The sequence below is a fragment of the Brevundimonas sp. LPMIX5 genome (assembly GCF_003576505.1).
In the GTDB taxonomy this organism is placed as follows: domain Bacteria; phylum Pseudomonadota; class Alphaproteobacteria; order Caulobacterales; family Caulobacteraceae; genus Brevundimonas; species Brevundimonas naejangsanensis.
Window position 1 is genome coordinate 344,538 of record NZ_QWTZ01000004.1, and the last position, 19,700, is coordinate 364,237.

General features: G+C 68.5%; 21 protein-coding genes. 17 read left to right on the forward strand and 4 right to left on the reverse strand.

What is annotated here, in order from left to right:
• Nucleotides 1-12: 12 nt before the first annotated feature.
• Genes D1604_RS06785 through ftsH form a run of 3 tightly spaced genes read left to right on the forward strand, consistent with a single transcriptional unit; the run spans nucleotide 13 to nucleotide 4,142 of the window.
• Entirely contained in the window at nucleotides 13-861 is an 849-nt protein-coding gene (locus tag D1604_RS06785; RefSeq protein ID WP_119412729.1) for a tol-pal system protein, read from the forward strand.
• On the forward strand, nucleotides 861-2,165 hold the full coding sequence (tilS, locus tag D1604_RS06790; RefSeq protein WP_119412730.1) for a tRNA lysidine(34) synthetase TilS: 1,305 nt from the start codon (nucleotides 861-863) through the stop codon (nucleotides 2,163-2,165). Before D1604_RS06785 ends, tilS begins: the two co-directional genes overlap by 1 nt.
• A gap of 42 nt (nucleotides 2,166-2,207) precedes the next feature.
• A complete protein-coding gene (gene ftsH, locus D1604_RS06795; RefSeq protein ID WP_119412731.1) occupies nucleotides 2,208-4,142 on the forward strand; it encodes an ATP-dependent zinc metalloprotease FtsH in 1,935 nt (644 codons plus the stop codon).
• A 79-nt stretch (nucleotides 4,143-4,221) separates the two neighbouring features.
• Here ftsH and rnk read toward each other — a convergent pair whose 3' ends face one another.
• A complete protein-coding gene (rnk, locus tag D1604_RS06800) occupies nucleotides 4,222-4,629 on the reverse strand; it encodes a nucleoside diphosphate kinase regulator (RefSeq protein WP_024353636.1) in 408 nt (135 codons plus the stop codon).
• A gap of 37 nt (nucleotides 4,630-4,666) precedes the next feature.
• Entirely contained in the window at nucleotides 4,667-4,846 is a 180-nt protein-coding gene (locus D1604_RS15730; RefSeq protein ID WP_119412732.1) for a hypothetical protein, read from the reverse strand.
• Between the two features lie 260 nt (nucleotides 4,847-5,106).
• On the opposite strand from D1604_RS15730, the gene folP reads away from it, so the two are divergent.
• Nucleotides 5,107-5,931, forward strand: a complete 825-nt coding sequence (gene folP / locus D1604_RS06810; protein WP_119412733.1) for a dihydropteroate synthase — start codon at nucleotides 5,107-5,109, stop codon at nucleotides 5,929-5,931.
• Between the two features lie 9 nt (nucleotides 5,932-5,940).
• Here the strand turns inward: folP and D1604_RS06815 are convergent, their stop codons facing one another.
• Nucleotides 5,941-6,387, reverse strand: a complete 447-nt coding sequence (locus tag D1604_RS06815) for an SRPBCC domain-containing protein (RefSeq protein WP_119412774.1) — start codon at nucleotides 6,385-6,387, stop codon at nucleotides 5,941-5,943.
• 290 nt (nucleotides 6,388-6,677) lie between these two features.
• Between D1604_RS06815 and D1604_RS06820 the strand changes: the two genes are divergently transcribed.
• The 3 genes from D1604_RS06820 to D1604_RS06830 are packed head-to-tail and all read left to right on the forward strand — an operon-like array spanning nucleotide 6,678 to nucleotide 8,430.
• Nucleotides 6,678-7,019, forward strand: a complete 342-nt coding sequence (locus D1604_RS06820; protein WP_119412734.1) for a DMT family transporter — start codon at nucleotides 6,678-6,680, stop codon at nucleotides 7,017-7,019.
• Nucleotides 7,019-7,837 (forward strand): bifunctional hydroxymethylpyrimidine kinase/phosphomethylpyrimidine kinase, encoded by an 819-nt coding sequence (gene thiD / locus D1604_RS06825; RefSeq protein WP_024353633.1) that lies wholly within the window; start codon nucleotides 7,019-7,021, stop codon nucleotides 7,835-7,837. Before D1604_RS06820 ends, thiD begins: the two co-directional genes overlap by 1 nt.
• Nucleotides 7,834-8,430: a nucleotidyltransferase family protein gene (locus tag D1604_RS06830; protein ID WP_233551928.1), complete on the forward strand. Its 597-nt coding sequence runs from the start codon at nucleotides 7,834-7,836 to the stop codon at nucleotides 8,428-8,430. The genes thiD and D1604_RS06830 overlap by 4 nt, the downstream gene beginning before the upstream one ends.
• Nucleotides 8,431-8,509: 79 nt before the next feature.
• Here D1604_RS06830 and D1604_RS06835 read toward each other — a convergent pair whose 3' ends face one another.
• Entirely contained in the window at nucleotides 8,510-8,884 is a 375-nt protein-coding gene (locus D1604_RS06835) for a hypothetical protein (protein ID WP_119412736.1), read from the reverse strand.
• A gap of 265 nt (nucleotides 8,885-9,149) precedes the next feature.
• On the opposite strand from D1604_RS06835, the gene D1604_RS06840 reads away from it, so the two are divergent.
• From D1604_RS06840 to D1604_RS06885, 10 genes are all read left to right on the forward strand, one after another.
• Complete coding sequence (locus tag D1604_RS06840; protein ID WP_024353629.1) at nucleotides 9,150-9,500, forward strand: hypothetical protein; 351 nt, start codon at nucleotides 9,150-9,152, stop codon at nucleotides 9,498-9,500.
• Nucleotides 9,501-10,181 carry a response regulator transcription factor gene (locus D1604_RS06845; protein ID WP_003169901.1) on the forward strand — a complete coding sequence of 227 codons (681 nt, stop codon included), beginning with the start codon at nucleotides 9,501-9,503 and terminating at the stop codon, nucleotides 10,179-10,181.
• A 10-nt stretch (nucleotides 10,182-10,191) separates the two neighbouring features.
• Nucleotides 10,192-11,694: an ATP-binding protein gene (locus D1604_RS06850; RefSeq protein WP_119412737.1), complete on the forward strand. Its 1,503-nt coding sequence runs from the start codon at nucleotides 10,192-10,194 to the stop codon at nucleotides 11,692-11,694.
• A 437-nt stretch (nucleotides 11,695-12,131) separates the two neighbouring features.
• Complete coding sequence (locus D1604_RS15595; protein ID WP_147399888.1) at nucleotides 12,132-12,563, forward strand: DUF7684 family protein; 432 nt, start codon at nucleotides 12,132-12,134, stop codon at nucleotides 12,561-12,563.
• A 164-nt stretch (nucleotides 12,564-12,727) separates the two neighbouring features.
• Nucleotides 12,728-14,071, forward strand: a complete 1,344-nt coding sequence (locus D1604_RS06860) for a hypothetical protein (RefSeq protein ID WP_119412739.1) — start codon at nucleotides 12,728-12,730, stop codon at nucleotides 14,069-14,071.
• Nucleotides 14,072-14,089: 18 nt separating this feature from the next.
• Nucleotides 14,090-14,908: a c-type cytochrome biogenesis protein CcmI gene (gene ccmI / locus D1604_RS06865; RefSeq protein ID WP_119412740.1), complete on the forward strand. Its 819-nt coding sequence runs from the start codon at nucleotides 14,090-14,092 to the stop codon at nucleotides 14,906-14,908.
• A 66-nt stretch (nucleotides 14,909-14,974) separates the two neighbouring features.
• Nucleotides 14,975-15,466: a cytochrome c maturation protein CcmE gene (ccmE, locus tag D1604_RS06870; RefSeq protein ID WP_119412741.1), complete on the forward strand. Its 492-nt coding sequence runs from the start codon at nucleotides 14,975-14,977 to the stop codon at nucleotides 15,464-15,466.
• Nucleotides 15,467-15,469: 3 nt separating this feature from the next.
• The gene (locus tag D1604_RS06875) at nucleotides 15,470-17,479 is read left to right on the forward strand and encodes a heme lyase CcmF/NrfE family subunit (RefSeq protein WP_119412742.1); all 2,010 of its coding nucleotides are present in this window, start codon (nucleotides 15,470-15,472) and stop codon (nucleotides 17,477-17,479) included.
• Nucleotides 17,476-17,955: a cytochrome c-type biogenesis protein gene (locus tag D1604_RS06880; RefSeq protein WP_119412743.1), complete on the forward strand. Its 480-nt coding sequence runs from the start codon at nucleotides 17,476-17,478 to the stop codon at nucleotides 17,953-17,955. The genes D1604_RS06875 and D1604_RS06880 overlap by 4 nt, the downstream gene beginning before the upstream one ends.
• A 171-nt stretch (nucleotides 17,956-18,126) precedes the next feature.
• Nucleotides 18,127-19,671, forward strand: coding sequence for a Do family serine endopeptidase (locus tag D1604_RS06885; protein ID WP_119412744.1), 1,545 nt, complete (start codon nucleotides 18,127-18,129; stop codon nucleotides 19,669-19,671).
• Nucleotides 19,672-19,700 lie beyond the last annotated feature (29 nt).

A 19,700-nucleotide genomic window follows, 5' to 3' on the forward strand; every position in this document is an offset into this window, starting at 1 on the left:
GACGACAGAGCCATGCTGAAGACGCCATTCCGCCTCACGAAACCCGCTGTCCTGACGGCGATCGGCCTGACGTTGATCGGGGGCGCCGTCGTCGCCCAGGTCCAGCCGATGGAGCCGATCCAGTGGGACAAGCGCCGCCTGGACCAGCTGGACCGCAACGTCCGCCGTCTTGAGCGCGCCCTGACCCAGCGCAACGCCGCCGGCCAGCCGGTTCTGGTCGAGGTGGACCCCGAGGTCGTGGCCCTGCAGGGGCAGGTCTCGATCCTGGAGCGCCGTCTGGGCGACGTGGAGCAGACCTTCCAGCGCATGAACGCCGACAGCGAACGCCTGACCTTCCAGCTGGACGAGGCGACGCGCGAAAATACGCAGTTGAGCCGCCGCCTGCGCGATCTGGAAGGCCGGGTCGAGCGCGCCGAGAAGGCTGCTGAGGAAGCCGCCGAACTCAACGGTCCGGTGGTGGCGAACTCGCCGACCGGCGACGCGGCGCAGGACCTGCAGGCGGCCATGCGTCTGGCGGGGGAGGACGCCGTGCGCGGCGGCCGCGCGCTGGAGACCGTCATCGTCACCTGGCCGAACACGCCCCAGTCGCGCGAAGCCAACAGCCGTCTGGGCGACCTGCACGTCGCCGCGCGTGACAACGCTTCGGCGGTTCAGGCCTACGCCGCTGCCCTGAACGGCTGGCCGCGCACGCCGTGGGCGCCTGAGACGACGCTGAAGCTGGCCGAGGCCCTGCGCGCCACCGACCGCGCGACCCAGGCCTGCGGCGCCCTGACCGAGTTCGGTCGCCGCTACGCCGAGGCGGCCACGGCGGCGCAGAAGACCCGCGCGACCCAGCTGCGGACGCGCGCCAGCTGTAGCTGATGGACGATCTGACCAGTCGGGTCTTCGCCCGGCTGGACGCGCGCCTGAACCATCTTGGCCCCGAGCCGGTCGCCCTGGCCCTGTCGGGCGGGGGCGACTCGATGGCCTTGCTGGACCTTGCCGTCGCTTGGGCGAAGGCGAGGAGACGGCGGCTGCTCGCCCTGACGGTCGACCACAATCTCAATCCCGACAGCGCGGCCTGGACCCGGTTCGCGGCCGAGGCTGCGCGCGTGGCGGGCGCCGACTGGCGCGGCTTGCTCTGGGCGCAGGCGCGAGGCGGCGCCGGGCTTCCGGCGCGCGCGCGGGCGGCCCGCCACGCCCTGCTGGCCGAGGCCGCGCGGGATGCGGGGGCGCGCGTCATCCTGACCGGCCACACCGCCGATGACGTGGCCGAGGGCGAGTGGATGCGAGCCGAGGGCGCGACGCTGGGGCGCCTGCGCGACTGGTCGGCGTCGCCCGCCTGGCCTGAGGGGCGCGGACTGATGCTGTTGCGTCCGGTGCTGGAGGAGCGGCGTGACGCGCTGCGGGATCATCTGCGCGCGCGCGGGGCCTCATGGCTGGAGGACCCCGCCAACGCCGACCTGCGCTTCGGCCGGGGGCGGGCGCGGGCGGCGCTCGACAAAACCCCGCCCCGCCCGCCAATGGAAAGGCGGAGGGCTGATCCGCAGGTCACCCCCGGTTTTTTGCCGTGCGGGCAGGACCTTGCCTGGGCCGGGGTGCTGGCGCTGCCCCGCGACCTGCCAGGATCGACGCTGGCCGCCGTCCTGCTGTGTGCGGGCGGCAGCGTGACCCCTCCGCGCGGAGGCCGGCTGGCGGCACTTCATGGGCGGCTGGCGGCGGGCGAGGATTTCACCGCCGTCCTGTGCGGCGCCCGCATTGAGGCGTCCGGCGCCCTTGTCCGGGCGATGCGGGAGCCGGGCGAATGGCGGCGCCATCCGGTCGCGCCCCTGGACCTGACGCCGGGCGTCGCCGTCGTCTGGGACGGGCGGTTCGAGATCGTCACGGACAGGCCCGGCCTGCACGTCGAGGCGGCGGCCGGGCGGCTGGCGCAGTTGTCCGATCGGGAAAGGGCGGCCTTGTCCGGTCTGCCGCCCGCCGCCCGCGCCGCCGCGCCGGTGTTGATCGACGGGTCGGGGCAGGCGCGGCTGGCCTGGCGCGGGGCCAATGTGCGGGCGCTGGGCCTGCGCCGTCTGGCGCTCGCCTCGGCGGTTTTTACGGGCGAAACGACGCAGGAAGACGGACTCTTTCAAACCCTTCATGGCGAAACGCCGCCGTCTGACCTATTTTCAGACGAAGACTGCTGATCGACGGGCCCAGCGCGGCCCTGTCGAGGAACCGAGGACCGAATGAACCTGCGCAATTTCGCCATCTGGGCCGTGATCCTGTTGGGACTGGTGAGCGTCTACGCCGCGATCAGCCAGAACGGCGGCCCGGCCATGCCCGGCGCCAAGGAAGGCGCTGCCGGACGCCCTGAGACCCTGACCTATTCGGAGCTGATGACCGCCGTCGAGGCGCAGCAGATCAAATCCGTGGTCGTGCGCGGCGACGCCATGACCGGCGAGAAGAAGGACGGCGTCAAGTTCAACGCCGTGACGCCGGTGCCCAACGTCGACCTGCTGAACCAGATCCGCACCAGCGGCGGCGACGTCGAGGTCAAGAGCACCCGCCAGCCGTGGTGGTCGGGCCTGCTGGGCCTGCTGTTGCCGGTGGCGCTGATCGTCGCCTTCTGGCTGTTCATCATGAACCGCATGCAGGGCGGGGCGAAGGGCGCGATGGGCTTCGGCAAGTCCAAGGCCAAGCTGCTGACCGAGCACAAGGGCCGCAAGACTTTCGACGACGTCGCCGGCGTGGACGAGGCCAAGGACGAGCTGCAGGAGGTTGTCGACTTCCTGAAGGACCCGGCCAAGTTCCAGCGTCTGGGCGGCAAGATCCCCAAGGGCGCCCTGCTGGTCGGCCCTCCCGGCACCGGCAAGACCCTGCTGGCCCGTGCTGTGGCGGGCGAGGCGGGCGTGCCCTTCTTCTCGATCTCGGGCTCTGACTTCGTGGAGATGTTCGTCGGCGTCGGCGCCAGCCGCGTGCGCGACATGTTCGAACAAGCCAAGAAAAATGCGCCGTGCATCATCTTCATCGATGAGATCGACGCCGTCGGTCGTCACCGTGGCGCAGGCCTGGGCGGCGGCAACGACGAGCGCGAGCAGACGCTGAACCAGCTGCTGGTCGAGATGGACGGCTTTGAGGCGTCCGAGAACATCATCCTGATCGCCGCGACCAACCGTCCCGACGTGCTGGACCCGGCCCTGCTGCGTCCGGGCCGCTTCGACCGTCAGGTCGTGGTGCCCAACCCCGATGTTTCGGGTCGCGAGCGCATCCTTCGCGTGCACATGAAGGACGTGCCCCTGGCCGCCGACGTCAACGTCAAGACGCTGGCGCGCGGCACGCCGGGCTTCTCGGGCGCGGACCTGGCCAACCTGGTCAATGAGGCGGCCCTGATGGCGGCCCGCAAGGACCGTCGCATGGTCACGCACCGCGACTTCGAGGACGCCAAGGACAAGGTCATGATGGGCTCTGAACGGAAGTCCATGGCCATGAATGAGGAAGAGCGCCGCCTGACCGCCTATCACGAGGCCGGTCACGCCATCGTCGCCATCAACGTCAAGATGGCCGACCCGGTGCACAAGGCGACCATCGTCCCGCGCGGCCGGGCGCTCGGCATGGTGATGCAACTGCCGGAAGGCGACCGCTACTCCATGAAGTTCCAGCAGATGATCGACCGCATCGCCATCATGGCGGGCGGCCGTGTCGCTGAAGAGCTGATCTTTGGGCCAGAGAGCATCACCTCGGGCGCCAGTTCGGACATCGAACAGGCGACAAAGCTGGCGCGCGCGATGGTCACGCGCTGGGGCTTCTCGGAGCGTCTGGGCACGGTGGCCTATGGCGAGAATCAGGAAGAGGTCTTCCTGGGCCATTCGGTGTCGCGCAGCCAGAACGTGTCTGAAGAAACGGCCCGCATCATCGACGAAGAGGTCCGCCGCATCGTCACCGAAGGCTGGGAAGAGGCGCGCCGCATCCTGACCGACAAGGCGGGCGACCACGAGAAGCTGTCTCAGGCTCTGCTGGAGTACGAAACCCTCTCGGGCGACGAGATCAAGGACCTGCTGGAAAACGGCCAGCCGCCCAAGCGGGATGAGGAAAACGACACGGTCGTCGGCCCGTCGCTGTCGGTTCCGGCGACCCCGGAAGACGAACCGGCGAAGCCGGTCGAGCCGGCTCCCGCCGTCTAGGAGACTTTCGTCCAGCCACGAAAAAGGGGCGCGTCCGATGGGCGCGCCCCTTCTTTAATTTGAACCTCGGCCTGACGGCTTAGTTCGCCGGCTCCGGGTCTTCCAGCTTGACCAGGGTCAGCTTGCGCGCGGCGCCGGACGGATCAGGCCACGTGATGGACTGGCCTTCTTTCAAGCCGATGAGGCCCGCGCCGACATAGGACAGGATGGAGACGCGACCGGCGTCGATGTCGGCTTCCTTGGGCAGGACCAGCTGGACGCGACGCGTGTCGGGGCTGTGGTCGTCCGAATAGTGCAGCCAGCGGTTCAGGGTGACGACATTCTTGGGCATGGCCTTGGGCTCGCACACCTTGGCGCGGTCCAACTCCTGTTGCAGCAGGCCGGCGGGGCCCGAGCCGGGCAGATCGCCGACCAGGCGGTCCAGGGCGTCGAAGTCGTCGCTGCGAAGCGTAATGGCGGGCAGGGCGCCCTTGCGAGGGGTGGTCATGGAACGTCTCGTTCTCAAAAAAGCGATGGGGACGCGCTCAGGCGGCTGAGGGGCCGTCGTCGTCGGGATGATGGTCTTCGGGTTCCGACGCGGGCGGCGGCGCGCTATCGGGCGCGCTGCCTGGGGTTGGGGGGCGACGGAAGGGAATGATTTCGGCGCCGCCGACGTCTGGCTGAGACGAATCCGGCAGGCTGTGGTCCTGAATTTCAGTGGTCATGGCGCAAAGTCTCTTGGCCTGTCCGACGACCGGCCTGTTCTGCGATGATAAAAAAGGGAACCGAAAGCGTGCAACGTGGTCCCGTAGCGGGCGCCCGGCGCAGGGCGCGCGCGTGGCAGACCGCTACGGGTTAAAAGCCTTCGACGCGGCGTCCCGCGTGGGTGAGGCGTCGAGCCTGGCTGACGAAGCGTTTCATTGCCGTTAGAGGCTGAACCCCAGCGCACCGAAAGTCAAACCGGCGCTCGCGGAGTCATCGTCGCATGAGCCTTCAATCCCCCGTGAAGCGGCCCTTGGTCATGGGCATCGTCAACGTCACGCCGGACAGCTTTTCCGATGGCGGGCGCCTGCCCACGCCGGACGCCGCTCTTGAGCACGCTCTGCGTCTGATCCAGCAGGGCGCCGACGTGCTGGACATCGGCGGGGAAAGCACCCGGCCGGGCTCCGACCCCGTCGGCGAGGACGAGGAAACGGCTCGCACCCTGCCCTTGATCGCCGCCCTGCGTGCGCGCTGGGACGGACCCATCAGCATCGATACGATGAAGCCCGTCGTGGCCCGCGCGGCTGTCGCCGCCGGGGCGACGATGTGGAACGATGTTTCTGCGCTGGGCCATGCGCCGGACAGTCTATCCACAGCAGCCGAACTGGGGTGCGGGGTGGTGCTGATGCATATGAAGGGCGCGCCCAAGACCATGCAGGACGACCCGCACTATGACGATGTAGTCGCCGAGGTGACGGCCCATCTGGCCGCTCGCGCCGAGGCGGCTATGGCGGCGGGCGTGACGCGCGACAGGATCTGGCTGGATCCCGGCATCGGTTTCGCCAAGACGACAGCGCACAATCTGACGCTGACGGCGCGGTTGGAGGCCCTGGTCGAGCTGGGTTTTCCGGTCCTTTACGCGGTCAGCCGCAAGCGGATGATCCAGGGGGTGGACGCGACGGCGGGGGATGCGGCGGATCGGCTGGGCGGTTCGCTGGCCCTTGCCTTGGAGGCGGCGCGGCGCGGCGCACGGATGGTGCGTACCCACGACGTGCGCGAGACGGTTCAGGCCTTGCAGCTTCAGGCGGCGGTCGAGGGCGCAGCCTGAAGCCAGGGCTTAGAGTTTAGGCTTCCAGCTCGGCAGGACCTGATCGGGGAACCGGTCCAGGATGAAGGTCGGCTCGATGGCGCGCTCCAGCCAGATCTTGGCGCCGGCTAGCGCCAGGGTGAAGCCTTCCATCGCTTCGAGAGCCGCCTTTACGCCTGCGTCGGAAGCGGGAAAGCCGCGGTTTGAAATCTCGACCCAGGTGGCCGGGCCGCGCTCTTCGAACGTCCATTCCACCTCGGTGGGCGCATCGTCCAGATTCCAGTCGATCAGGATGCGTCGGTTGGCCTTCAGCGCCTTCACCAGAACGCGCGTGGCGACGCCATACATGCCCCAGGTCCAGGTCAGCTGTGCGCCCGGCGTCATCCGTCGATCCGCGTGGGTGAACCAGAACCACGCCGTCACGCCCGGCTCGGTAAAGGCCTGGTAGACTTCGTCGGCGGGCCGACGGATCAACATGCCAGTCTTCACCACAGGAGCTTCCATATGGCCTTCTCTATCATAAAACCCGCATGGCAACGCTTATGAAGCCGAAGTTGTTGCGCCAATTTTACCAAATTTTGCCGAAAACCTTAGCTGTTCTTGCAATAACTTTGTCTTTCTGAGCTATTCATTGAGATCATTGTTCATTTATGTGCTATTTTAAAACAACTCTCCTCGTCTTACGTATGAGCGAGGGGGATATGGCGCTCCATCGGGGTCTTTAGATCGCCCTTGTCTGACGCTTCGCCATCAGTCATGCAGCCGTCATGTCCTGGTTGCTGTCCCTGAATCCCTGGTTGGTGCTCGTCGTTGCGGGGCTTTTCGAGGTGGGCTGGGCGTCGGGCGTCAAATACGTCGGGCTGCAGCGACCGTTGACTTCGCTGGGCGTGGCGCTCGCCCTGGCGGCCAGTATGATCGGCCTGTGGGCGGCGACGCAGAAGCTGCCGGTGGGCACGGCCTATGCGGTCTGGACCGGCATCGGCGCGGTCGGAGCGGCGGCGGTCGGGATCGCCGTCTATGGCGAGCCGGCGACGGCGGTGCGGGCCGTCTGCATTCTGCTGATCGTGGCGGGCATCGTCGGGCTGAAGCTGTTTTCGGGGGCGCACTGATGACCTCTTCTGCGGAAGCGGCGACGAAGCCGCTGGGCCGCGTGCTGATCCTGGCGGGATCGGACTCAGGCGGCGGCGCGGGCATTCAGGCGGATATCAAGGCTGTGACCATGCTGGGCGGGTTCGCCGCCACGGCGATCACCGCCATCACCGTTCAGAACACCCTGGGCGTTCACGGCGTCCATCCTCTGCCGCTGGACGTGATCGAGGCTCAGGCCAGGGCGGTGCTGGACGACATCGGCGCGGACGCTCTGAAGACGGGCATGCTGGGCTCTGTGGAGGTCGTCGAAACGGTCGCCGGTCTGATCGACTATGCGGGCGGCGTCCCGGCCGTGGTCGATCCGGTGATGATCGCCAAGGGCGGCTCGCCTCTGCTGGCCGAGGCGGCGGTCGAGGCGGTGCGGCGGCTGATGGTCCCGCGCGCGGCGCTGCTGACCCCCAATGCGCCCGAGGCCGAGGCCCTGACCGGGATCGCCGTCGTTGATCTGGACGGTCAGCGCCGGGCGGGCGAGGCCTTGCTGGCGATGGGCGCGCAGGCGGTGCTGATGAAGGGCGGTCATGTGCCCGGCGAGACGGTGACCGATCTGCTGCTGACCCACGACGGCGAGACGGTGCTGGAAAGCGAGCGGGTGGAGACCCGTCATACCCACGGCACCGGCTGCACCCTGGCCAGCGCCTGCGCGGCGGGCATAGCCAAGGGCCTGCCCCTGTCGACGGCGGTGGCCGAGGCCTGGGCCTATGTCGCCGAAGCCATCCGACGCGCGCCGGGACTGGGGCAGGGGCATGGCCCGCTGGATCACGGATGGCCCCTGCGATGAGCTTGGAGACGACGACCGCTGCGGAGCTTGAGGCCCGCCTGATCGACATCGTCCGCGCCAATGCGGGCCTGATGCATGTGCTGCGCGTGATGCGCGACCTAGATTTGCCGGACTGGAGGCTGTTCTCGGGGGCCGTCTATCAGTCGGTCTGGAATGAGCGGACGGGCCGGGCGCCGGGCTATGGCGTCAAGGATTACGACATCGGCTATTTCGACCCCGATACCTCCTGGGACGCCGAGGATGAGGCGATCAAGCGTGTCGCGGCCGCCTTTGCGCCCGAGCTGCGTGATATTGTCGAGGTCCGCAATCAGGCGCGGGTGCATCTGTGGTTCGAGGGCAAGTTCGGCGAAGCCTATGAGCCGCTGACCTGCACGGACGACGCCCCAGCCCGCTTCGTCGCCCCGGCTTTCGCCCTGGGCGTGCGGCTGGAGAAGGATGATGCGATCAGCATCGTCGCCCCCTTCGGCCTGCAGGACGTATTCGACATGGTGATCCGTCCCAATCCGACGCGGAGCCTGGCCAGGGGCTGGGACCGGGTGATCGCCAATGCCCGCGGGCGCTGGCCCGAGATCACGGTGATCGAGCCGGCATAGATAAGGGCGCGACCCTTTCGGATCGCGCCCTTGGCAGAGCCCCTGACAGGGAGGGATGGGGCCCTGATGCTGAACCGTCTCAGTAGCGACGGTTGTTATGGTCGCGGCGCTCCAGCCGGATCTTGGCCGACAGGCGATCATAGCGGCGGTCCAGATCCTGACGCTCCCCGCGGGTCAGGCCGCCGCGCATATAGTTGCGCTCCAGGCGGACCAGGCCGTTCAGTTCATCCTTCAGGCGCGAGGCCTCGCGCGAGCTCAGCTGGCGAGTGCGGACTCCCTGGTCGATGCGGCGGTTCAGGCTGTATTTGCGCTGGCTGACCGACTGCCAGCCGCCATGGTTCTGCTCATAGGCGGGGCCGCGCGAGGGGCCGTGACGATCATAGGCTTGCGCTGCGGCGGGCAGGGCGGTCGCGGCGACCGTGGCGGCCAGGACGGGGATCAGCAAGGTCTTCATGATCGAACTCCTTCGGGTCTTCGCAACCGACCGGGCTGCGTTGACCCCACAAGAGCAGCCTGAGCCTGATCCCCGTCTGAACGGCGCGTTTCAGTCGGCGTTCATCAGCATGAGATCTTTGTCATCTTCTCGGGAGGGAGCGGTTCTGATGAGGCGCGAGGGCGACAGCGACGGAGAATCCTCGGGCGCGCGTTCCTTGTTCGGAGGAACGGCGGTAGACTGCGCGTTCAGCCACCGTTCAGAGGCCCCTGTCTAGAAGACGATCATGATGCGTATTCGAGCCCTCCTTCTGGCCGGTCTGATCGCCATCGTCCCCCTGACGGACGCGGCGGCCCAGTCGCGCGGCCGTGATCGGGACCGCGACGAAAGCCGTTCTCAGGATCGTCGCGAGGCGCCCCGCAACTACCCGGGCCAGGGGCTGCGCGATGCGCCCCGCTCGGCCCCTCGCGCCAATCCGGGCGATATCGCCCGACGGGTCCAGTCGGGCCGTCCTGGCCGCATGCTGGGCGTTCAGGAACGCGGCGGCGACTATGTGGTGCGCTGGGAGTATCCGGGCGGACGCGTGTCGGACATACAGGTTGACGGCCAGTCCGGCCGGGTTCGCGGAGACGACTGAATGCGGGTGCTGCTTGTCGAGGACGACGTTGATCTGTCGCGCCAGCTGAAGACCGCCCTGACCGACGCCGGCTACGCCGTCGATCACGCGCCCGATGGCGAAGAGGCCTGGTTCCTGGGCGACACCGAACCCTATGACGTGGTGGTGCTGGACTTAGGGCTGCCCAAGATCGACGGCGTTTCGGTGCTGGAGCGCTGGCGCCGTGAAGGCAAGGCGACGCCGGTGCTGATCCTGACCGCGCGCGGCGCCTGGTCGGACAAGGTGGCGGGCTTCGACGCCGGGGCCGACGACTATCTGACCAAGCCGTTCCACACCGAAGAATTGCTGGCCCGCCTGCGCGCCCTGCTGCGCCGCTCGGCCGGTCACGCGGCGGCGACCCTGACCTGCGGCGGGCTGCGGCTGGACCCGCGCGCCGCCCGCGCCACCGTCAACGGCGAGCCGCTGCGTTTGACCTCGCTGGAATACCGCCTGCTGCACTATCTGATGATGCACCAGGGCCGGGTCATCAGCCGCACCGAACTGGTCGAACACCTGTATGATCAGGACTTCGATCGCGACTCCAACACCATTGAGGTCTTCGTCGGCCGCTTGAGGAAGAAGATCGGCGCCGACCGCATCGAGACCGTGCGCGGCCTAGGCTATCGCCTGTCGCCGCTGGCCGGCGAAAGCGACGCGGCCTGATCGCCTGCTGATGACTGAGGCCGAAGCCAGCACCCAAGGCGAGATCGACTCTGGGCTCGACTCTGGGCTCGATTCTCGGGCTGGCAGCGCCCCTTCCTTGGCGGCGCGGCGCGAATGGGGCCGCTGGTTCGGGCGACCCGGCCGGTCGCTGACACGGCGCCTGATCTGGCTGGCCGCCGCCTGGATTCTGATCGGCCTGGCGGTGGCGGCGGTGGTGCTGACGGCGGTCTTCCAGGAATCGGCTCTTCGCCGCCTGGGCAACACCCTGAGCGACACCATCGACGAGGCCGTGGTCGCCTCGGTCATCACGCCCGAGGGCGAGGTGTTCGTGGGCGAGATTCAGGACGCCCGCACTCAACGCCTGCTGTCTGGAAAATACTGGATGGTGGCCGAGCCGGGGCCTCGCGGCGCGCTGCACGTGCTGGCGCGCTCGGCATCCCTGGGCAACGCCGATCTTGAGTACGGCTATGACCTGGCGGACCGGCTGCGCGCGGCCTTCGGCCAGACGATAAGCTACAACGCCGAGGATGGGCCCAAGGGCGAGCCGCTTCGCATCGCCGCCAGCATGAAGCAGTTGCCGGACCGCCGACAGCCCGTAGTCTTCTTCGCCGGGATCGACCGGTCCGACGTCGACGCCGACACGCGCCAGTTCGCCACCGTCACCTGGATCGCCATGCTGCTGCTGGGCGCAGGGCTGGTCGCGGCGGTGTTCATTCAGGTGCGGGTGGGCCTGCGCCCCCTGTTCGATCTGGGCGACGAGATCGCCAATGTGCGCCAGGGGCGCTCGCACCGCGTCGAGGGCGGTTACCCGCTGGAAATCCAGCCTCTGGCCGAACAGGTCAACCGCCTGCTGGCGCACAATCAGGAGACGGTTGAACGCCAGCGCACCCACGTCGGCAATCTGGCCCATGCGCTGAAGACGCCGCTGGCCGTCATGCTCGCCGAGGCGGGGACGACCCCGGGCGTTCTGCCCGACATGGTGCGCAAGCAGACCAGGGTGATGCAGGATCAGGTCGACCACCACCTGCGCCGCGCCCGCGCCGCCGCGCGCGCCGCGCACGGTCTGGGCGAACGCACCGACGTCAGCGAGGTTCTGGACGAACTGGCCGTCATGCTGGAGCGGGTGTTCGAGGAAAAGGGCGTCGAGATCGACTGGCGCGCTCCCGACGACCTGGCCTTCCTGGGCGAGCGCCAGGACCTGCAGGAAATCTTCGGCAACCTGCTGGAAAACGCCGCCAAATGGTGCCGCCGCCGGGTGCGGGTCTCGGCCGGTCCCTCCATGCCAGGCCAATTGATCGCCGTGGTCGAGGATGACGGCCCCGGCCTGCCCGTCGACCAGCGCGACACCGCCCTGAAACGCGGCACCCGCATGGACGAGGACACGCCCGGCACGGGGCTGGGTCTGTCGATCGTCGACGAACTGACCCGCGCCTACGGCGGCCGCGTCACCCTGAGCGACAGCAGCCTGGGCGGGCTGAAGGTGGTGCTGGAGCTGCCCGCCGCAGAGGGGTAGGGGCGCAGAGCGGCTGTTGTGAAGGTCTACGACGGGTGGAAAGAGGTCATTCAGCTAGTTGTCTCTAGAAGCCCGACGTTGCCACAAGCCCCAGATCAGTTTTCCCATATTCCAAACGCCTAGGGCTCCACAGCCTAGCCAGAACCATTTGCCAGGAACGCTATCGACAGCACCCCGCAGCACGTCGGAACGGGCGAATATCCAGAACAGCGCGCCGAAGACGATGGCACCCGCCCAAAGCTTCAATGAATCTCGCAGATCATTGTTCATGATGAAAGCATAGCCTCTACTTGAGTGTCCACAATGGGTCCGTTTCAGTCCTAGGCATCATGCCTGAAACCGGATCTTGGCCAGACAGCCCGAGAGCGGCCGTTCACAGCGACTGCACAGGGTGGATAGCGGACGCTGTGGCTGACCACATGTAGTAGGGTAGTCGCATGTCCGTGAGCTACATCCACTTGCCGCCAGAAGCCCAACTCCCTTCCGTTGGAGAGGCTGGACCGTTCAAATCAGTTCTCGTGCTTGAACAGGCCGTTTCTGCCGATTGGCAGAACCGAGTAAGCGAATGGCTGGTTAAGTCAGGCTGCCTCTATATGATGGCTTGGGGTGCAGAGTGTAGTTCGTGGGACGATAGCGTCGATTGGGCGAACATCTCTGTGGCTGGCGTCGACGACATCCCCGACGACCAGTTTGTCATGACGACGTGGCATGCCGATGAGCCACTCTCGGAGACATTCTGGTTCGCAGGTTTCAACGCACATCATCCCACGGTGCATTTGGAGCATGTCGTTATCATCGACATCGGTCCGACGAACCGTGAAAGCCAAACGCTCCAAGCCTACAAAGAAGCCCAGACGCAGTTCGACTGATGTCCGCAACGGGTCGCTTCCAGTCTTCGACTTTAGCGCCGAAAGCCGATTTCGGCTCGCAGAGCGGACGCGCTCGCCATTTCGCCTCAAAAGCCCTTGTTAACCGGCGACGGGCCACCCTTGGGGCCTTGGCCGGGATTTGAGTGTGGCCGGAGGATGCGTGGATGGCGGACCTGTCGGTCGCCCAGCGGGCCGCTCTGGCTCATTTGATCGAACGGTGTCCGGACCGGGCCCTGCCTCAGTTGCTGGGGCTGGCGGGGACGATGGCGGGCGATCGGGCGGCCGCCCTGCGCGAACTGGTCGAGGTCGAGCAGTTGGATCGGCGTCGCCGCGAGGTGGCCTTCGGTCCGCTGGCGCCGCTGTTCCGGCCGCGCGCGGATGCGCTGGAGGGGCTGAGCTTTCCTGCCGGTCTGCCTGCGAGGCTATGGCGCGCGGCGACGCGGGGCGAGCCGGAGCTGTTGCCGCAACTGGACCGTGACGACGACCTGTCGCGCATGGTCGCCGACCGTCTGTGCCACAGCGCCGCCGTGGTGCTGCGCGATGCGCCCGAGACGGTGTGGCCCGGCGCCTCGCCCGACGAGGTTGAGGCGTTGGCGGCGTGTCTCGACCTGGCGCCGGTGGCGCGGCGGGCGCTGCCGCATCTGTCGGCCTGGACCGGGCGGCCCAGCGGCGCCGAACTGGCGGAGTTGAAGCTGGCCCTGCGTCAGGCCTCATCGGCCGGGCCGGGCGGGGTCGAGCGGCTGTTGGAAATCCTCTTCGCCCATATGGCCGAAGCGCGGGTGATGCTGCGGGTGCTGGCCCTGATCGGCGCCTCAGGACGTGAGGCGACGCCGGGCCGCGACGAGGCTGATCTGCTGATCGACCGCATTATATCGGCCCTGGCGCATCGCGCCGCCGACATCGCCGCCCAGAGCCTTGAGGACGACGCACAGGGCAGGCGGTTGGCGACGGGGCTGACCTGGTGCGCCGAAATCCTGACGGAGATCGACGCCGTTCTGCCGCTGCGGCCTGACAGCGCCTGGGCCAAGGCTGTGCGTCAGGCGCGCCTGAGGATTGCGCTTCGTCTGTCTGAGCATTTCGATGCGGCCGAGAAGGCGCTTGATGCGGTCCTGCCGGTCCAGCGGACGCCTCTGGTTGGACGGATGACCCGGCCGACGCCTCTGTTGGCCCAGGCGCCCGATCCGCATGCGGCGGCGCGGGCGCGGGTTCTTTTGACGCTGACGGGTCAGGTGCGCCCCATCGCGGCGGTCTTCGGCTGTGAAGCCGAGCGCCGCCAGACGGCCGAGGCTCTGACGGGACGGCTGGCGACCTGGGCCGATGAGGCGATCGAGCAACTGAACGACGGTCAGGCGCCGGACGAAGGCGTGGCCCGTAAACGGGTCGGCCTGACCGCCGAACTGCTGGGTCTTTTGGGCGCCAGGGATGCGTCGCGCGTCGTGCGGCGGCGGCTGGCCATCGCGGGCGGCAAGGCGGGTGCGTCGTCGCGCGCCTCGCCTCCGGCCGCCTGATCCGCTAAAGCGGCGGCCATGACGATCTTCTGGATCATGACGGCGCTTGTGACCGCCCTGGCGGGGCTGGCCGTGCTGTCCGCCGCCCGGCGCGGGGCTGAGGCTGAGAGCGTGGCGGACCGCGATGCTGGCGCGCTGGAATTGGCCGAGCTGGACCGGCTGAAGGCGCGCGGCCTGCTGGACGAGGCGGGCTGGACCGCCGCGCGGGCCGAGGCCGGACGCCGCCTGCTGGCCGCCCGCCGTGCGGATCGCCGCCCGGTCGCCGGGCCGCGCGACCGCTATTGGGTCTTGGGCGGGATCGGGGCGACGGCTGCGGCGACGCTGGGTCTCTACGCCGTCTTCGGCGCGCCGGGCATGAAGGATCAGGCCTATGAGACGCGCGTGCGCGAATGGGCCTCGGCGCCCGAGGCTTTGGAGCCTGCTCAGGTCGCCGCCGTGCTGGGGCAGGTGGTCAAGGACCGGCCCGACGACCGTCTGGCCCTGACCATGCTGGGAGCCGCCCGGTTCGAGGCGGGCGACCCCATCGGCGCGGCCTCGGCCTTCCGCCGCGCCCTGGCCATCCAGCCCGACGACGCCCAGAGCTGGGCGCGGCTGGGCGAGAGCTTGGTGCGCGCCAACGGCGGCGCGGTCGACGGCGACGCCGAGGCGGCCTTCCGTCAGGCGGTCAAACTGGACCCCGATCAGTTGGGCGCGCGCTTCTATCTGGGCGACGCGGCCCTGGCGCGCGGCGACGTGGCTGAGGCCGAGGCCATGTGGTCGCCGCTGATCGCCGCGCTGGCGCCGTCCGACCCGCGCCGGGCGGATCTTCAGAAACGCCTGACCGAGGCCGCGCGATGACGCTTTGGCCCGCCCTGAACCTCGCCCTATATGCCACGGCGTTTTCGCCGCACTCGGATCGTTGACATGAGCTGGTTGCCCAAATCGCCCAAGGCGCGCCGTCGCCTGTGGGTCGTCATCGCCGCGGCGCCCGTGCTGGCGCTGGCCGTCGGCCTGTCGCTGTGGGCGATGAAGGACAATGTGACCTTCTTCTACTCTCCTTCGGAAGTGACGCCGCAGAAGGTGCCGGCCGGTCAGATGATCCGTCTGGGCGGTCTGGTCGAGGCGGGCAGCGTGACCAAGGCCGCCGACGGCTCGGTCGTCTTTGTCGTCACCGACAACGGGGCGACGGCGCAGGTGATCTATCACGGCGATCTGCCCGACCTGTTCCGCGAGGGGCAGGGAATCGTAGCGCAAGGCGCCTTCCGCCCCGACCGCGTGTTCGAGGCCAGTCAGGTGCTGGCCAAGCACGACGAGACCTATATGCCGCGCGAAGTCGCCGACCGGCTGAAAGAAAAGGGCGAGTGGCGGCCTGACGACGCGGCGGCCCCCGCCGTCGCCGCGCAGCAGGGGACTTAAGCCTTGATCGTCGAACTGGGCGCCTTCGCCCTGATTCTGGCGCTAGCCCTGTCGGTGCTGAGTCTGGCGCTGACCACGGCGGGGCGTCTGCGGCTCAGCCCGGTGCTGGCCGGGGCAGGGGGCGGCGCCATGCTGGCCTCGGCCGGGGCGATCCTGCTGGCCTTCGGCGCCCTGATCTACGCCTTCGTCGTCTCGGATTTCTCGGTGTCGAACGTGGCCATGAACAGCCACACCGACAAGCCGGTCTTCTATAAGGTCGCCGCCGCATGGGGCAGCCATGAGGGCTCGCTGCTGCTGTGGTGTCTGGTGATGACGGTCTTCGGCGGGGCGCTGGCGCTGGCGCGCGGCCTGCCGTTCGGGCTGAAGACCTCGGCCGTGGCCGTGCAGGCGGGCCTGTCGAGCCTGTTTCTGGCCTTCGCCGCCTTCACCTCCAACCCCTTCTTCCGGCTGGACCCGGCGCCGGTGCAGGGCGCGTCGCTGAACCCGCTGCTGCAGGACCCGGCGCTGGCGGTGCATCCCCCGCTGCTGTACGGCGGCTATGTCGGCTTTTCCGTCTGTTTCTCGCTGGCGGTCGCCGCCCTGATCGAAAAGCGGGTCGATCCGGCGTGGGGGCGCTGGGTGCGGCCGTGGGCGCTGGCGTCCTGGGCGCTGCTGACCGTCGGCATCCTGCTGGGCTCCTTCTGGGCCTATTACGAACTGGGCTGGGGCGGCTGGTGGTTCTGGGATCCGGTCGAGAACGCCTCCTTCATGCCGTGGCTGGCGGGGGCGGCCCTGCTGCACTCGGCCATCGTCACTGAGCGGCGCGGGGCGCTGGCGGGCTGGACGGTGTTCCTCGCCATTCTGGCCTTCACCTTCTCCATGCTGGGCGCGTTTCTGGTGCGCTCGGGCGTGCTGACCAGCGTCCACGCCTTCGCCGTCGATCCCCAGCGGGGGATGATGCTGCTGGCCATTCTGGGAGTGGCGGCGGGCGCGGCCTTCATCCTGTTCGCGCTGCGCGCTCCGGCGATCCGTTCCGGCGCGGCCTTCGCGCCGGTCAGTCGCGAGGGGACGCTGGTGCTGAACAACCTGTTCCTGACGGCGGCGGCGGCGACGGTGCTGCTGGGCACACTGTATCCGCTCATTCTGGAGGGCGTGACGGGGGCGACGATTTCGGTCGGCCCGCCTTATTTCAACGCCGTTTTCAACCCCTTGATGATTGTCGCCTGCCTGATCCTGCCTGCCGGGCCGTTGCTGGCGTGGAAGCGGGGTGATCTGAAGGGCGCCTTGCAGCGCCTGTGGCTGGCCGCCGCGCTGGCGATCGCCGCCGCCTTCGCCGCCTTCCTTCTGTTCGAGCCGAAGAAGGCGCTGGCCGCTGCAGGGCTGGGCGTCGGGGCGTGGTTGATTCTGGGCGCGCTGGCTGAGTTGGGCGTCCGGACCAAGGCCTTCCGTGCGCCCTTGGCCGAGACGCTGCGCCGCGCCACGGGCCTGCCGCTGGGCGCCTGGGGCATGGCGCTGGCCCACGCGGGTCTGGGCGCTTTCATTCTGGGAGCCGTGGTCGAGACCAGCTTCAAGGCTGAGGCCGCCCTCGCCCTGCCGCTGGGAGGGGAAGTCGCCGCCGGACCGTGGAAGGCGCGGCTGGATGCGGTGCAGGTCATCGAGGGCCCGAACTATTTGGCTGAACAGGGCCGCCTGACCATCATGCCGGTCGACGGCCGCGCGCCCGAGCGCGTCATCACCGCCGAGCGCCGCTTCTTCCCCGCAGGCGGTCAGACGACGACCGAGGTCGGCCTCGATTTCCGCGGGCTGGACGACGTCTACGCCGTCATGGGCGACCGGGCCGCGACGGAGACGGGCGAGCGCGCCTGGATCGTGCGCATCTACTACAATCCGTGGGCGCGGCTGATCTTTCTGGGACCGGCGCTGATGGCGCTGGGCGGGCTGATCTCTCTGCTGGACCGTCGCCTGCGCGTCGGGGCGGGTTCGCGCGCGAAGAAGGCCGCCAAACCGGTCGAGCCCGTGGAGGCGCAGGCATGAAGCGCGCCGCCGCCCTGTTCGCCGCCGCCCTGCTGGCCAGCACGGCTGCGCCCGCTCTGGCCGAGCCGCCGCCCGCGCCCGACCGGCCGCTGACCGATCCGGCGCAGGAGGCCCGCGCCCGCGCCCTGTTCGGCGATATCCGCTGCGTCGTCTGCCAGCATGAATCGATCGCCGACAGCCCGGCGGGCATCGCCGCCGACCTGCGCGGTCTGGTGCGCGAACAGATCGCCGCCGGAAAGACGGACGACGAGATCAAGGACGACCTGATCCGCCGCTATGGCGACTATGTGCTGTTCCAGCCGCCGGTGCGGATCGGCACCTGGCTGTTGTGGTTCGGCCCGTTCGCCCTGGCCGCGGGGGCGGGCGTGGTGCTGGTGCTGCGCGCGCGCCGTCGTGGCACGGCCGAGGCCGCGCCTCTCACGGCGGAAGAAGAACGCGCCCTGGCCGAGCTTACGGCGGACGACGAGAACGCCTGAAGCTTCCATTCGGCAAGTCTTTCGCCGCCTTCCTGACGCAGACGCGCCATACGCCGAACGATGATCGGGAACAATCATCGCGACGGCGTGCATTGGCTTGAGCCAAAACGCCCTATATCCATGTGCGAACGGAGCTTTCCGTATCCGCCAGTAAAGACTGCAAGGACGACGATGCTGAAACGCAAGGAGTTCATTCTGGGGGCCGCTGTCGGCCTGACCTTCGCCGCCGCCGCGACGGCGGGCGGGGTCATCACCTGGCCCGGCGCCGAGGCGGCGCCCGCCGCCAGGGTCGGACAGCTGGTCCCTTCGGCCGGGGCCGGAACCGTGGCTTTTGCGCCGCCGCAGGGCGCGCCGCTCAGCTTTGCCGACATCTTCCAGCAGGTCGCCCCCGCCGTGGTGCAGATCGACGTTAAGACCCGCGTCCAGCGTCCGCGCGGCATGTTCCAGATTCCAGGTTTCGGCGCCGTACCGATCCCCGGCGCGCCGGGCGGCTCGGCTGAAGGCGAAGACAACACCCAGCTGGCCGCCGGCGCCGGGTCGGGCTTCTTCATCTCGGGCGACGGTTTTATCGTCACCAACAACCATGTCGTCGAGAACGCCGAGGAGATCAGCGTCAAGCTCAGCGACGGCCGCGAGCTGAAAGGCAAGCTGATCGGTCGTGACGAGAACACCGATCTGGCCGTCATCAAGGTCGAAGGCGCCGGTTTCCCCTTCGTCTCGTTCGAAGAGCAGTCGGAGCCGCGCGTCGGCGACTGGGTCATCGCGGTCGGCAACCCGTTCGGTCTGGGCGGCACGGCGACGGCGGGCATCGTTTCGGCGCGCTCGCGCGATCTCCAGGACCAGTCCAGCGCCTATGTCGATTATCTGCAGATCGACGCCGCCATCAACCGGGGCAACTCGGGTGGACCGACCTTTGACATCTACGGCCGCGTCATCGGCGTGAACACGGCGATCTTCTCGCCGTCGGGCGGTTCGGTCGGCATCGGTTTCGCCATTCCCGCGACCACGGCCAAGGCGGTCACTGACAAGCTGATGCGCGGCGAAAGCGTGGAGCGCGGCTATCTGGGCGTGCAGATCCAGACCCTGTCCAAGGATGCGGCGGCCGCTCTGGGCCTGAACGAGGACACCAAGGGCGCCTATGTCGCAGAAGTCACGGCGGGCACGCCGGGCGAGCGCGGCGGCATGAAGGTCGGCGACGTGGTCACCAGCGTGAACGGCGAGGCGGTCGACAGCTCGACCGAACTGACCCGTCGCGTGGCCCGCGCACGGCCGGGCGATACGCTGCGGCTGGAAATCCTGCGTGACGGCAAGCGTCAGACGCTGAATATCCGTGCGGGCGCCCGCCCGTCTGAGGCGGAACTGAACGGCGGCGACGATGCCAGCCCGCAGCCCGGCGACAGCGGCGTCGTCGGCCAGTCGATCGAGGGCCTGACGGTTACGCCGATCACCTCGGCCCTGCGCCAGCGCTACGCCATCCCCAACGACATGGAAGGCGTGGTGGTCACCGCCGTCGCGCCACGCTCGGAAGCGGGCAAGATGCGGCTGCCGGTCGGCACGGTGATCCAGCGGGCCAACAACCGCGTGGTTCGCTCGGAGGCTGATCTGAAGGCGGCCGTGGATGAGGCGCGGTCGGCGGGACGGCCGGGGGTCTTCCTGCTGATCCGGGTGCAGGGGACCAACTCATCGGTGGTTCTGCCCTTCGCCAAGTCTGAATAAGGCGTAACTCACGGGATCGGCGGCGATGC